The 13,820-nt window shown below is 61.3% G+C and carries 9 protein-coding genes and 4 tRNA genes; 1 reads left to right on the forward strand and 12 read right to left on the reverse strand.

Annotated features, from left to right (window positions below):
- Positions 1–148: 148 nt before the first annotated feature.
- Both CLAM6_RS12515 and CLAM6_RS12520 read right to left on the reverse strand, forming a co-directional pair.
- Complete coding sequence (locus CLAM6_RS12515; protein WP_107336276.1) at positions 149–1,300, reverse strand: iron-containing alcohol dehydrogenase; 1,152 nt, start codon at positions 1,298–1,300, stop codon at positions 149–151.
- 427 nt (positions 1,301–1,727) lie between these two features.
- A complete protein-coding gene (locus CLAM6_RS12520; RefSeq protein WP_153636281.1) occupies positions 1,728–2,726 on the reverse strand; it encodes an NADP-dependent oxidoreductase in 999 nt (332 codons plus the stop codon).
- A 264-nt stretch (positions 2,727–2,990) separates the two neighbouring features.
- Here CLAM6_RS12520 and CLAM6_RS12525 point away from each other — a divergent pair, with 264 nt between their 5' ends.
- Positions 2,991–3,947: a LysR family transcriptional regulator gene (locus CLAM6_RS12525; RefSeq protein WP_052384231.1), complete on the forward strand. Its 957-nt coding sequence runs from the start codon at positions 2,991–2,993 to the stop codon at positions 3,945–3,947.
- Positions 3,948–4,165: 218 nt separating this feature from the next.
- Here the strand turns inward: CLAM6_RS12525 and CLAM6_RS12530 are convergent, their stop codons facing one another.
- From CLAM6_RS12530 to CLAM6_RS12575, 10 genes are all read right to left on the reverse strand, one after another.
- Positions 4,166–5,980, reverse strand: a complete 1,815-nt coding sequence (locus CLAM6_RS12530; protein ID WP_153636282.1) for a SurA N-terminal domain-containing protein — start codon at positions 5,978–5,980, stop codon at positions 4,166–4,168.
- A 277-nt stretch (positions 5,981–6,257) separates the two neighbouring features.
- Positions 6,258–6,530 (reverse strand): HU family DNA-binding protein, encoded by a 273-nt coding sequence (locus CLAM6_RS12535; RefSeq protein ID WP_043331296.1) that lies wholly within the window; start codon positions 6,528–6,530, stop codon positions 6,258–6,260.
- A 177-nt stretch (positions 6,531–6,707) separates the two neighbouring features.
- Positions 6,708–9,116 carry an endopeptidase La gene (gene lon, locus CLAM6_RS12540; protein ID WP_107336273.1) on the reverse strand — a complete coding sequence of 803 codons (2,409 nt, stop codon included), beginning with the start codon at positions 9,114–9,116 and terminating at the stop codon, positions 6,708–6,710.
- Between the two features lie 232 nt (positions 9,117–9,348).
- Positions 9,349–10,638, reverse strand: coding sequence for an ATP-dependent Clp protease ATP-binding subunit ClpX (gene clpX, locus CLAM6_RS12545; protein WP_043331299.1), 1,290 nt, complete (start codon positions 10,636–10,638; stop codon positions 9,349–9,351).
- Positions 10,639–10,722: 84 nt separating this feature from the next.
- The gene (clpP, locus tag CLAM6_RS12550; protein WP_043331300.1) at positions 10,723–11,343 is read right to left on the reverse strand and encodes an ATP-dependent Clp endopeptidase proteolytic subunit ClpP; all 621 of its coding nucleotides are present in this window, start codon (positions 11,341–11,343) and stop codon (positions 10,723–10,725) included.
- A gap of 122 nt (positions 11,344–11,465) precedes the next feature.
- The gene (gene tig / locus CLAM6_RS12555) at positions 11,466–12,818 is read right to left on the reverse strand and encodes a trigger factor (RefSeq protein WP_153636283.1); all 1,353 of its coding nucleotides are present in this window, start codon (positions 12,816–12,818) and stop codon (positions 11,466–11,468) included.
- 315 nt (positions 12,819–13,133) lie between these two features.
- Positions 13,134–13,208 (reverse strand) — tRNA-His (locus tag CLAM6_RS12560).
- 68 nt (positions 13,209–13,276) lie between these two features.
- Positions 13,277–13,351 (reverse strand) — tRNA-His (locus CLAM6_RS12565).
- Positions 13,352–13,445: 94 nt separating this feature from the next.
- Positions 13,446–13,522 (reverse strand) — tRNA-Arg (locus tag CLAM6_RS12570).
- Positions 13,523–13,608: 86 nt separating this feature from the next.
- Positions 13,609–13,685, reverse strand: a tRNA-Pro gene (locus CLAM6_RS12575).
- Positions 13,686–13,820: the final 135 nt, after the last annotated feature.

Consider the following 13,820-nt stretch of genomic DNA (forward strand, 5'->3'; position numbering starts at 1 on the left):
AGCGAATCCGGCTTTCTGGCGTGACGCGATCTGGCGGACGGCAAGCTGCAACAAGGGGGGAGACAAGGAGGGAGATACGCAAAACCCCTCGCCACCAGGGGTGACGAGGGGTTTGAGGCTGACACTCGAGCCTGACTGACGCGCGTGATCAGGCAGCGCGGGTCAGGATACGACGCGCCACATCCGGCGTGATATCGCCGTGCTCACCGATGGCGGTGAAGCCGTGACGGGTCAGATTGTCGACCAGCTGATCGATACTGTCGGCACTGATACCGGCTTCGCTCAACGACACCGGCGCGCCCAGACGAGTGAAGAACTCACGGGTCTTGTCGATGGCGGCGCGCGCGACGCTCTCTTCATCGCCCTCCAGCGCCCAGACGCGGCGACCGTATTGCGCCAGCTTGGCACGCTTGGCCTCGAACAGCTCTTCCCACAGCGCCGGCATCACGATGGTCAGGGTGCGACCATGATCGACACCGTGCAGTGCAGTGATCTCGTGACCGATCATGTGGGTGGCCCAGTCCTGCGGCACGCCACGCCCGATCAGGCCGTTGAGGCCCAGGTTGGCGGCCCACATGATGTTGGCGCGCACGGCCAGATCATCCGGCTGGCTCAGCACCTTGGGGCCTTCCTCGATCAGCGTCATCAGCAGCCCCTCGGAGAAGCGGTCCTGCACCGGCGCATTGACCGGATAGGTCAGGTACTGCTCGCTGACGTGGATGAAGGCATCGACGACGCCATTCACGCTCTGACGCTCCGGCAGGGTCAAGGTGGTGGCCGGGTCCAGCACCGCGAAGCGCGGGTAGGCCAGCTCACTGAACATCGGCAGCTTGTCGTGGGTCTCGTAGTTGGTGACCACGGCGTTGCCATTGGACTCGGAGCCGGTGGCCGGCAGTGTCAGCACCACGCCCAGCGGCAGCGCCGTCTCGGGGTGCTTGCCCTCGGCGAGAATCTCCCACGGATCACCGGCGTGACAGGCGGCGAGCGCGAGGAACTTGCTGCCATCGGCGACGCTGCCACCTCCGACCGCCAGCAGATAATCGATCTTCTCGCGCTTGATGACTTCCAGGGCTTCGAGCAGGGTGTGATAGCTCGGGTTCGGCTCGATGCCGCCGAAGCTCCACCACTGACGGCCTTCCAGTGCGGCTTCGATCTGATCCATCACGCCGTTGCGCTTGATTGACCCGCCACCGTAGGTGACCAGCACGCGGGCATCCGCCGGAATCTCGTCACGCACCTTGGCGATCTGGCCGGCACCGAAGTGCACGCGGGTCGGGTTCTGATAGGTAAAGTCCTGCATGATGCTCTCCTCGCGGAGTCAGGGGCGACACGGCTACATGAAGTGACAGGGCCGTGGTCAGGCGCCACCTGACACAGAGTGATATGTGGGCAAATGACAGAAAAGCGCGACGATGACGTCACCTGCCCACGAACGATGGTCTGCATTCTAGAGCAGTGACCAAGACCAAAGTAGAGCGCAGGCCGCACGTCTTTGGTTCGTGAGAGTCACCAATACTGACGACCAGTGATATTTGACGACCAGTAATGCGTGATGACCAGTAATATGTGATGAACAGGAATGCGTGATGACAAACGCCTGGCCACCCACGCAAAAGGCCCGCCGCAGCGAGCCTTTCGTGACTGCCTGAGCGCCGCGCATTCGCACGGCGCTCAGGTGTTCGGGTCTTCAGCAATACTGTCGCAGCTCTCAGCACTCAGTTCTAAGATCAGAGACGCACCAGCATCTTGCCCTTGTTGCCACCCGAGAACAGCTTGAGGAAGGCGTCCGGCGTCTGCTCGAGCCCTTCTTCCACCGTCTCTTCGTAGTCGATATCGCCCTTGGCGACCTGCGGCCCTACCTCTTCGAGGAAGCGGCTGAAGTTCTGCCAGTGATCGAAGACGATGAAGCCTTGCATGCGCGCACGGCGGATCAGGATCATCGAGATGTTCGAGGGGCCAGGCGCCGCCTCGGTATCGTTGTAGCTGGAGATCATGCCGCAGACGGCGATGCGTGCGCCGACATTCAGGTTGTTCAGCGCCGCCACCAGGCAATCACCGCCGACATTCTCGTAGTAGACATCGAAGCCGTCCGGGCAGACTTCCTTGAGCGCCTTCGTCAGCTGCTCGGCGTCCTTGCCCTTGTAGCTGACCGCCTTGACGCCCCGCGCTTCCAGCCAATCCAGCTTTTCCTGGCTGCCGGCGATGCCGACGACGGTGCCGCCCTTGGCCTTGGCCAGCTGGACGGCGAGCGAGCCGACCGCACCGGAGGCCGCGCTGACCAGCACGTTATCGCCCTCTTTCATCTCGGCGATGATGTTGAGGCCGGTCCAGGCGGTCATGCCCGGCATGCCCAGCACGCCCAGGTAGGCCTGCTCCGGCACATCGATGCTTGGCAGCGGTTCGACCTGGTCACCTGAGAGCTGTGCGATATCACGCCAGCCGCCCATGTGACGTACCTTGTCGCCGCTCTTGAAGCGAGAGTCACGTGACTCGATCACTTCACCGACGGCTGCGCCCTGCAGTGGCTCATTGAGCTCGAAGGGGTCGATATAGGTCTTCACGCCGCTCATGCGGCCACGCATGTAGGGATCCACGGACAGCCAGCTGTTGCGAATGCGCACCTCGCCTTCGCCGAGCTCGCTCAGCTCTTCCTCACGCAACTGGAACAGATCGCGCTCCGGGGTGCCTTTCGGATAGTCGGTGATCGTGTAATAGCGTGTCTGCATGCAATGCTCCTTGCGAATGATCTGGTCAAACGACATGTGATCAGAATCGCCATCAGGCCGCTGGCCCGTGGCCTCAACCCTGTGACGACTGGCCGCCGCAAGCGTTGCTCGGCGACGAAGTGCTTCCAGATTACGCGCGCTCCCGATATCACACCAATGACAGAAACTGAATCCCGGTATGCATGAGACTGATATCATGTGCGGTTGAAACTGCACGCTTTCATCCCAGTGACTGGGCCGCCTCGCTACCGGGAACCGCTTGCCATGCATCTGGCTGAACTTGCTCGCCATGATCTCAATACACTGGTCGCGCTGCATGCGCTGCTGGAAACCCGCAGCGTGTCGCGGGCCGCTGAGCGCCTCAACCTGAGCCAGCCTGCGGTGTCCCGCACCCTGGGCCGGCTGCGCGAGGCCTTCGATGACCCCCTGTTCGTGCGCGCACAACGCGGTCTGCGCCCCACCGCGCGCGCGGAGGCCCTCAGGCAGCCCCTCGCCCGCCTGCTGCAGGAGCTGGGCGCCCTGCTGGCACCGCCCGAGTTCTCGCCTGAAGATAGCCAGCGTCGCTTTCAGCTGGCCACCACCGATTACGGCATGCACGCCTTCGTGGCGCCCCAGATCGCCCCGCTGCACGAGCAGGCGCCCGGCATCCGTCTGGATATCCAGGCCTATGGCGGCAATGTCGAACAACAGCTGGAAGAAGGCGGGCCGGAGCTTGCGATGTGCGTGCCCACCGCCAGGGTGCCGGCCGGCGTGCATGGTCGCGAGATCGGGGATGACCAGTTCGTCTGCGTGATGCGCAAGGACCATCCGCTGGCAGCGAAGGAGACCTTGAGCCTGGAGGACTTCCTCGCCGCCAGTCACCAACTGATCAGCATGGGTGGCGATGAGCGAGGCGCGGTGGACCTCAAGCTGGCGGAACTGGGACTGAGTCGTCAGGTCGTCATGCGCCAGCCTCATTTTCTGGCCGCCTTCAGTGTCAGCTGCCACAGCGACCTGCTGCTGTGCGTGCCGGGCTGTCTGGCCATCAGCATGCTCGATCAGCTGCCGCTGGCCCTGCGTCCGCTGCCCATCACCCTCAATCGCTTCTCCTACTGGCTGGTGTGGCACGAACGCCTGCACCATGACGCCGGCCACCGCTGGCTGCGCCAGACGCTCTCCACGGGCATTCAGGCCCGTCACCGCGAACTCTCCCAGCGCCTGCGTCAGCGGCTGGGCTCGTGACTTGATACATGACTCGTGACCTGACACCAAGCTCGTGACCTGGCGCCACACCCGCACGCAGCCTCGCGGCCTGAGCTTCGATACCTGAGCGTCTGAGGCTTGAGCCCATTGGCCTGAACCAATGGCTTGAACCAAAAAAAGACCGCCACCCCAAGGGGTGACGGTCTCATTGGCAGGGAAAGCTGCCCACGCCAGTTGCCTGGCTCATTTGCGCTCGATCAGTTGCGCTCGATCTCGGCACGCTCACGCAGAGATTCCTGCAGGCCCGTGACAGCGGCCTGAGCACGCAGACGCTTGGCCAGACGCGAGAGGAACTGGTCCATCTCGCCCGGCTCGGCCTCGCCGATCTCGGTCAGGGCGATCAGCGCGATGCCACCACTGAGCGACGCCTTGCCATAGACCGGTTGGCCATCCTCCGGGTGCGCCAGCGTGAAGGCCTGCTTGACCAGACTCTGCGGCAGCTGGGTGCTGGCCTGACGGCTGACGTCGTCAGCCTGCTGCCAGTCGATCCCCTCGAGTGATCCGCCCTGGCGCAGCGTCTCCAGACGCTTCTCGGCCAGTGCCTCGAGTGCCTTGGAAGTCTTGTCGGCCTTGGCTTCGCGCTGAACCTGCTGCTTGACCTCATCCAGCGCCAGCGTGGTGGCCGGACGCTGCTCGAGAACGCGCAGCACCAGACGACGGCTGTCATCCAGTTCGATGACGTCACTGTTGTAGCCCTCTTCCAGCACTTCGTCACCGAAGGCTGCCGCCATCACACCCGGCTCGGACAGCAGTTCGTCATCGTTTTCCTGCGCGACCCAGTCGGTCTTCTTCAGCGGCAGGTCCAGATCCTCGGCGACGCTGGCCAGATCATCCGCCGCGAAGCTCTCGTCCTTCAGCTGCTGCGCCTTCTCGTTGAAGGTATCGCGGGAAGCGGCCTGACGGGCTTGCGTCAGCAGCTCGTCACGCATGTCCTCGAAGGGCGCGATGTCCAGACCGGTCACCTTGATCAGGTGCAGGCTGTCGCCGGTATCGACGATATCCGAGACCTGACCTTCATCCAGCGCGAAGGCCGCGTCATCGAAGTCTTCACCGAAGATACCGCGGGTGATCACGCCAAGCTCACCGCCGTCCTCGGCCGTGGAGCTGTCTTCGGAGACCTCGGCCGCCACCTTGGCGAAGTCTTCGCCGTTGGCGAGTGCGTCACGTGCGCCCTCGAGCTTGGCACGCGCCGCCGCATCATCGTCACCCTTCTCGACCATGATGTGCGCGATTTCCCGCGGCGCGTCGGCACGCTTGGCCGCATATTCGGCCTTGAGCGTGTCTTCGCTGATATCGCCACCGCTGGCCAGCTCGTTCTGGTCCAGCAGCACGTAGGCCAGCTTGACCTGTGCCGGGCGACGGTAGTTGTCCTGGTGGCTGTCATACCAGGCCTTGAGCTCGTCTTCGCTGACTGTCACCGGCGCATCGAGGTCCGCACTGCTCAGCGTGGCATAGCGGAAGGTGCGCGTCTGACGCTGCAGCTGGCTGAGCTTCTCTTCTTCGCCCGGCAGCACGAAGGCACTGGCGGCGAAGCCGTCGGTCAACTGCTGGCGCAGGGTGTCGCTGCTCAGCTGCTGGCGGAAGGAGGTGGGAGAGTAGCCGGCGCTGGCCAGACGATTGCGGAACAGGTCGGCATCGAAGCGTCCCTTGTCGTCCTGGAAGTCCGGAATGCTCACGATCAGTTGATCGAGCTGCGCATCGGACATGTGCAGGCCGCCTTCCTCGGCGTATTGATCCAGCAGGCGGGAATCGATCATCTGGTTGATGATCTGATTGCGTGCTTCGCGCTCCTGTTCCGGCGCTACCTGGCCAGAACGGATGGCACGCTGGACTTCGGTTTCCACCGCCTGACGGCTGATGGTATCGCCATTGACCGTGGCCACGTCGTCACTGCTGGCAGTGAAGGCGCCAATGATCGACTCAACACCAAAGAAGGCAAAGGTGACGACAATGAAACCAACGATCGTCTTGGCCACCCAGCCATGCGACCGGTCTCGAATTCGTTGCAGCATGCAGGCCTCGAACTACAGGGATTGGAATGGCCACAAGGGCCGCGACTCAGTGACTGATGATTATACGCATGCCGCAGACAGATGCAGGTGACTTTGCACGACTGACTGACTCGCCAGGGTCATCAAACGCTTGCGCCCTGCCGACATGGCCGGGTTCAGCCACAAAAAAAGCGCATCGCCAGGCGATGCGCTTCGATGTTCTGGTGCCGGTTCGGCAGTCATCAGACCACTCCCGAACCGGTACCGCGCCACCGGGTGCCTGCGAAGCAGGCAGACCTCAGTTGACGGCGTCTTTCAGTGCCTTGCCAGCCTTGAAGCTCGGCACCTTGGCAGCACTGATCTCGATCGGAGCGCCAGTCTGCGGGTTACGGCCAGTACGTGCAGCACGTTCCTTGACAATAAAGGTGCCGAACCCGACCAGTGCCACGGTCTCACCCTTCTTCAGGCTATCAGTGACGGTGTCGACCATCGCATCGAGTGCACGGCTAGCTGCTGCTTTCGGAATATCGGCAGATGCAGCAATGGCTTCGATCAGCTCGGATTTATTCACTCTTCACCCCTTGAATTTGCAAAAATTACCAGAAATCAGCGCGAAAATTACGGGTGCTAAACGCGATCGCGACGAAGCGGAGTTTATAGCAACGCCCTCAAACGACTGTCAAGCAACCTCACGCGCAAAACCGCACCACGCCGCCGTTTCGACAGCGGCATGGCCAAAAAAATCCCGTCAATGTGTACTGATCATTGTCTGACGACCACTGGCATCGTCTGAACGAGAATCGTCCTTCTCAGCAGTAGACTTTTCTGCTAGAGCCACCTCAAGCACTTCGTCGATCCAGCGCACCGGCCGAATATCGAGTGCATCCTTGATGGTGTCCGGAACCTCCTTGAGGTCACGGCGATTTTCCTCGGGAATCAGCACAAGCTTTATACCACCGCGTCGCGCCGCCAGCAATTTCTCCTTGAGGCCACCGATCGGCATGACTTCGCCGCGCAGGTTGACCTCACCGGTCATTGCCACGTCACAGCGCACGGGGCGTCCACAGTAAGCGGATACCATCGCGGTGACCATGGCAGCGCCCGCACTGGGGCCGTCCTTGGGCGTGGCGCCTTCCGGCACGTGAATGTGCAGGTCTTCCTTCTCGAAGCGCTCAGCCTCGATACCGAAGGCCTCGGCACGCGCACGCACCACGGTGTGGGCCGCACTCACCGATTCCTTCATGACGTCGCCCAGTGACCCGGTCTTGCTGACACGGCCCTTGCCCGGCGTGACGACAGACTCGATGGTCAGCAGCTCACCGCCGACGGAGGTCCAGGCCAGGCCGGTGACACGCCCGATCTGGTCCTCGGCATCGGCAAGGCCGAAGCTGTACTTGCGCACACCCGCGTAGTGTTCGACCTGCTCGGCCTCGAGGTGCATGGAGGACAGTGCACCCTCCTTTGCCTCGGCGACCACACGCTCACGCACGATCTTGCGGCAGACCTTGGCGAGCTGGCGCTCAAGTTCACGTACACCGGCTTCACGCGAGTAGTAACGGATCAGCTCGAGCACGGAGGCTTCGCTGAAGGTCAGCTCGCCCGGCTTCAGGCCATTGGCCTTGAGCTGCTTGGGCGCCAGGTAGCGCATCGCGATGGCCAGCTTCTCGTCTTCGGTGTAACCCGGCAGACGGATGATTTCCATGCGGTCGCGCAGCGGGCCCGGAATGTTCATCGAGTTGGACGTACAGATGAACAGGGTCTCGGACAGATCGTAATCAAGCTCGAGGTAGTGATCGGCGAACTTGTCGTTCTGCTCCGGGTCCAGCACCTCAAGCAGCGCCGAGGCCGGATCACCGCGGTGGTCCATGCCCAGCTTGTCGATCTCGTCGAGCAGCACCAGCGGATTCTTCACGCCCGTCTTGGCCATGCGCTGGATGATCTTGCCCGGCAGTGCCCCGATATAGGTGCGGCGGTGACCGCGGATCTCGGACTCATCGCGCACGCCGCCCAGCGCCATACGGGTATACTGGCGGTTGGTGGCACGTGCGATGGACTTGCCCAGCGAGGTCTTGCCGACACCCGGCGGACCGACCAGACACAGCACCGGCCCCTTGAGCTTCTTGACGCGCTTCTGCACGGCGAGATACTCGAGGATGCGTTCCTTGACCTCATCCAGACCGTAGTGGTCCTCGTCCAGCACCTTGGCGGCGTGGTCGATGTCATGACGCACACGCGTGCGCTTCTTCCACGGCACGTCGCACAGCCAGTCCAGGTAGGTGCGCACCACGGTCGCCTCGGCAGAAGTCGGCCCCATCATCTTGAGCTTGTTGAGCTCCTGGGTGGCCTTCTCCTCTGCCTCCTTCGGCATGCCGGCGTCCTTGATGCGACGCTCGTACTGCTCGACCTCGTTGGGCACGTCATCCAGCTCACCCATTTCCTTCTGGATGGCCTTCATCTGCTCATTGAGGTAGTACTCGCGCTGCGACTTCTCCATCTGCTCCTTGACGCGGGTACGAATGCGCTTCTCGACCTGCAACAGGTCGATCTCCGCTTCGATCAGCGTCATCAGGTGCTCGATGCGGTCACGCACCTTGTCCATCTCGAGCAGCGCCTGCTTGTCATTGATGCCCAGCGACAGATGCGCGCTGATGGTGTCCACCAGACGGCTCGGGTCTTCAATGCCCTGCAGGCTGCCCAGCACTTCGTTGGGCACCTTCTTGGAAAGCTTCACATACTGCTCGAACTGGTTGAGCAGCACGCGCACCAGGGTTTCCTGCTCTCGCTCGGACAGCGGCTGGCTGTCACGCAGCGCGACGTCGGCGATGCTGTGGCCGTCGTCGTGCAGGCGAATCGCCTGGATATCGGCGCGCGAACTGCCCTCGATCAGCACCTTGACGGTGCCATCAGGGAGTTTGAGCAGCTGCATGATGTCGGCAACGGTGCCGATGGCGAACAGGTCTTCCGCCGTCGGGTCGTCCTGGCTGGCTTCACGCTGCGCCGCAAGCAGGATCTTCTTGTCGCCTTCCATGGCCACTTCGAGGGCCTGGATCGACTTTTCCCGGCCGACGAACAGCGGAATCACCATCTGGGGATAGACCACCACATCCCGCAGCGGCAGCAGCGGAAGTGTCAGGGTCTGATCTTCGTTCTGCTCCATGGCAGACGTTCCTCGGTATTCTGTGGGTGGGCCGCCTCACACGGCACTTTGATACTGAGACCATGGGGGCAAGGTCATGATTTTGCAATGATCCCGACACGCCTGGCGGTAACTCAACGCTGAATGAAGCCGTGCGTGACCCGCGAATGCATCACAGTAAGGATGGCTTGTGAGCGCAAACGCAACGGGGGGCCTTGCGGCCCCCCGTTGGTGCGACTCAGGCCCGGACGTTTCAGCCGTCCTTGCCGGCCACCTTGCCCTGACTCTCTTCGTTCTTGGAGTAGATCAGCAGCGGCTTGCTGTCGCCGGCAATCACCGACTCATCCACCACCACCTTGCTGACACTCTCCTCGGACGGGATGTCATACATGGTGTCGAGCAGCACGGACTCGAGGATCGAGCGCAGACCACGTGCGCCGGTACGACGCTCGATGGCCTTGCGAGCCACGGCACGCAGCGCATCTTCGCGCAGGTCCAGCTCGACATCTTCCATCTCGAACAGGCGCGAGTACTGCTTGACCAGCGAGTTCTTCGGCTCGGTCAGAATCTGCACCAGGGCATCTTCGTCCAGCTCAGTCAATGTCGCGATGACCGGCAGGCGGCCAACGAACTCGGGAATGAGACCGAACTTGACCAGATCACCCGGCTCGACGTCTGCCAGCACGCGACCCACGGTCTTCTCGTCCTGCTTGCTCTTGACCTCGGCATTGAAGCCGATGCCACCCTTCTCGGCGCGTTCGCGGATCACCTTGTCCAGCCCGGCGAAAGCACCGCCGACGATGAACAGGATGTTGCCGGTATTCACCTGCAGGAATTCCTGCTGAGGGTGCTTGCGACCGCCCTGCGGCGGCACCGAGGCAGTGGTGCCCTCGATCAGCTTGAGCAGTGCCTGCTGCACGCCTTCACCCGAGACATCACGCGTGATGGAGGGGTTGTCGGACTTGCGTGAGATCTTGTCGATCTCATCGATGTAGACAATGCCACGCTCGGCCTTCTCGACATCGTAATCGCATTTCTGCAGCAGCTTCTGGATGATGTTCTCGACATCCTCACCGACATAGCCCGCTTCGGTCAGGGTGGTCGCATCCGCGATGGTGAACGGGACGTTCAACAGGCGCGCCAGCGTCTCGGCCAGCAACGTCTTGCCGCTACCGGTCGGGCCGATGAGCAGGATGTTGGACTTGCCCAGCTCCACTTCATCCGCGGCCTTCTGACCGGCACGCAGACGCTTGTAGTGGTTGTACACCGCCACGGACAGCACACGCTTGGCGCGGTCCTGGCCGATCACGTAATCGTCGAGAGTGGAACGAATCTCACGCGGCGCCGGCAGGCGATCATCATCACCTTCGGCGTCGGCTTCGAGGACCTCTTCGCGAATGATGTCATTGCACAGATCGACACATTCGTCGCAGATGTAGACGGAAGGTCCCGCGATCAGCTTGCGCACTTCATTCTGGTTCTTGCCACAGAAGGAGCAGTACAGCAGTTTGCCGTTCTCGTCCTTGCCTTTGCCGTCAGCCATTCGCGTACCTCTCAATGGCGGCGACTCCCCGGGGAGCCGCCGGAAATGCATGTTTGCCGACGTCAGGTCAGCCGTTTACGCGGATCACTCCACGTCGGGACGGCGTTCCAGCACGGCATCGATCAGGCCGTACTCCACTGCCTGATTGGCCGCCATGAAGTTGTCACGGTCGGTATCATTGGCAATGGTGTCGAAGTCCTGGCCAGTGTGGTGCGCGAGAATGCGATTGAGCTTCTCACGGATGGTCAGGATTTCCTTGGTGTGAATCTCGATATCCGTGGCCTGACCCTGATAGCCGCCCAGCGGCTGGTGGATCATGACGCGGGAATTCGGCAGCGCGTAGCGCTTGCCGGCGGCACCGCCTGCCAGCAGCAAGGCACCCATGCTGGCTGCCTGGCCGATGCACACGGTGGACACGTCGGGCTTGATGAACTGCATGGTGTCGTAGATCGCCATCCCTGCAGTCACGGAGCCACCCGGCGAGTTGATGTACAGATGGATGTCCTTGTCCGGGTTTTCAGACTCGAGGAACAACAGCTGAGCCACGACCAGATTGGCCATGTAATCCTCAACCGGACCCACAAGGAAGATCACCCGTTCCTTCAGCAGGCGGGAATAGATGTCATAGGCCCGTTCGCCGCGAGCATTCTGCTCGACAACCATCGGAACCAGACCGCCAGCATTCTTGATGTCGAAGTCGTTCATGGGGGCTTCCTTCATCCGATGACATTGATATCCATTGAGCATGCCACTTTACCCCGCCCACTGACCAGAGACCCGGCCGTAGCCGGGTCCTGGTCTAGCAAGCACTAGGGGTCAACCAAGCTTCAGGCTTGCTCGCCTTCGGCTTCAGCAGACTCTTCTTCTGCTTCTTCCTGCTGCTGTGCAGCCTGCAGGGCTTCCTGGTAGGACATGGCAACGTCCTTAACCTGAGCCTGTGCCAGCAGCTTGTCAACGGCCTTCTCTTCAAGCAGCACGGACTTGAGCTGGTTGCGAGCCTGTTCGTTGGAACCATAGTACTCGGTGACCTGAGCCGGGTCCTGGTACTGCTGAGCCATTTCTTCAACGCGAGCATTCAGCTCTTCGTCGCTGACGTCCATCTCGTTGCTGCTGACGACTTCGCTGAGCAGCAGGCCAGTCTTGACGCGCTGGACCGCCTGGTCCTGGAACAGCTCGCCCGGCAGCTGGGAGACGTCGAAGTCTTCGCCCAGACCGAACTGCTGTGCAGCCTGACGCTTCAGACCGTCGATTTCCTGGTCGGCCAGAGCCTGCGGCACGAGGATGTCGTTGGCCTTGGTCAGTTCGGCCAGCACCTGCTGCTTGACGCGATTCTCGATCGCGTTCTTCAGCTCACGCTGCATGTTCTTCTTCACTTCCACCTTGAAGCTTTCGACATCGGCAGCTTCCAGGCCGAACTGGGCGATGAACTCTTCGTTCACTTCCGGCAGTTCCTGAGCCTTGACGGCGTGGACCTTGACCTTGAAGGTCGCTTCCTGACCGGCGAGGTGCTCGGCCTGGTAGTCAGCCGGGAAGGAAACCTTGATTTCCTTGTCGTCGCCGGCAGCAGCGCCGACCAGCTGCTCTTCGAAGCCCGGGATGAAGCTGTTGGAGCCCAGCACCAGCTCGTGGCCTTCTGCCTTGCCGCCTTCGAAGGCCTCTTCACCGAGGAAGCCTTCAAAGTCGATCTTGACCTGGTCGCCGTCAGCGGCAGCGCGCTCGACGTCGGTCCAGGAGGCGTTCTGCTTGCGCAGGGTCTCGATCATCTCTTCGACGTCGGCATCGGTCACTTCAGCCTGCGGACGCTCGATTTCAGCGCCTTCGATCGGCTTCAGTTCGATTTCCGGGTAGATTTCCAGAGTCGCGACGAACTCCAGATCCTTGCCGGCTTCATCGACGGTCGCGTCGATCTTCGGCCAGCCAGCCGGGTTCAGTTCGTTTTCGGTGACGGCGGTCACGTAATGCTGGCGCATGATCTCGCCAACGATTTCGTTGCGCACGTCCTTGCCGTAACGCTGTTGCACCACTGCCATCGGCACGTGGCCCTTGCGGAAGCCGTTCAGACGAACGGTCTTGGCGGTTTCCAGAAGACGGGCGTTGACGGCCTGGTCGACTTCAGAAGCCGGCACCGTGATGGTGACCGTGCGCTCGATCGGAGAAGTCGTTGCGACAGAAGCTTGCATGAAAGTTCCTCTACCCACTGGTGGCGTTCGAATCATAAAGGCGAAGATTGTAGAAACCCCGCCACGCGCTGGCAAGCGCGGATATGACCCTTTCATATGGTGCCTTGGTCCAAGTTATTCAAGGACCCCGGCCATTTTCTGCTCCACCTACCCGCCAGACAGGCACCTGGAGCGCCCGGCAACCCGGAATCGTCATGCATGGAGCAGTGCGAAAAAACCAAAAAAAAGGAGGAGAAAGCCATTGGCCTTCTCCCCCTTTTGCGGCATGCCGCCCGCCCAAGTGGGCCAGGCAGCATCCTGATATTCATCGAGACGTGGGGTGGATGATGGGGTTCGAACCCACGACCACCGGAGTCACAATCCGGGGCTCTACCACTGAGCTACACCCACCACTTCTGGAGGTTGGACAGAAAGCCTGCCGTCTCCATCTCGTTGATACTGCTCAAGCTGACATGCAATGGGGTGGATGATGGGGTTCGAACCCACGACCACCGGAGTCACAATCCGGGGCTCTACCACTGAGCTACACCCACCACTGCATGAACATCTTCACATCGTCTGGTCGCAGTCATCAGGCTCAATGAAGAGCATTCCGACATCCACTTCGATAACGAATCGCTATCTCGATGGCACGCCCAGCAGGACTCGAACCTGCAACCTACGGCTTAGAAGGCCGTTGCTCTATCCGGTTGAGCTATAGGCGCAGAAACTAATGCTGCGAGTCAACCTCCGGACAAAGCCCTGAATACTGTTCCAGAAGACCGAAGCCTTGCGATACGTTGTATTCAAGTGGTCGGGATAGAGGGATTCGAACCCCCGACATCCTGCTCCCAAAGCAGGCGCGCTACCAGACTGCGCTATATCCCGAAACCGTCTTCAACCGACCGTCGAACCCCGTCGATGCGAGGCGTATTCTACCGAACTTTCGTCTGTGGTCAAGCCCTTACGTGAATTCTTTCCAAAAGATTCGCTTGCCCCTCGCGCTGTCATGCCAATGTCATG

Origin of the sequence: Cobetia sp. AM6 (assembly GCF_009617955.1) — a bacterium.
Lineage (GTDB): Bacteria > Pseudomonadota > Gammaproteobacteria > Pseudomonadales > Halomonadaceae > Cobetia > Cobetia amphilecti.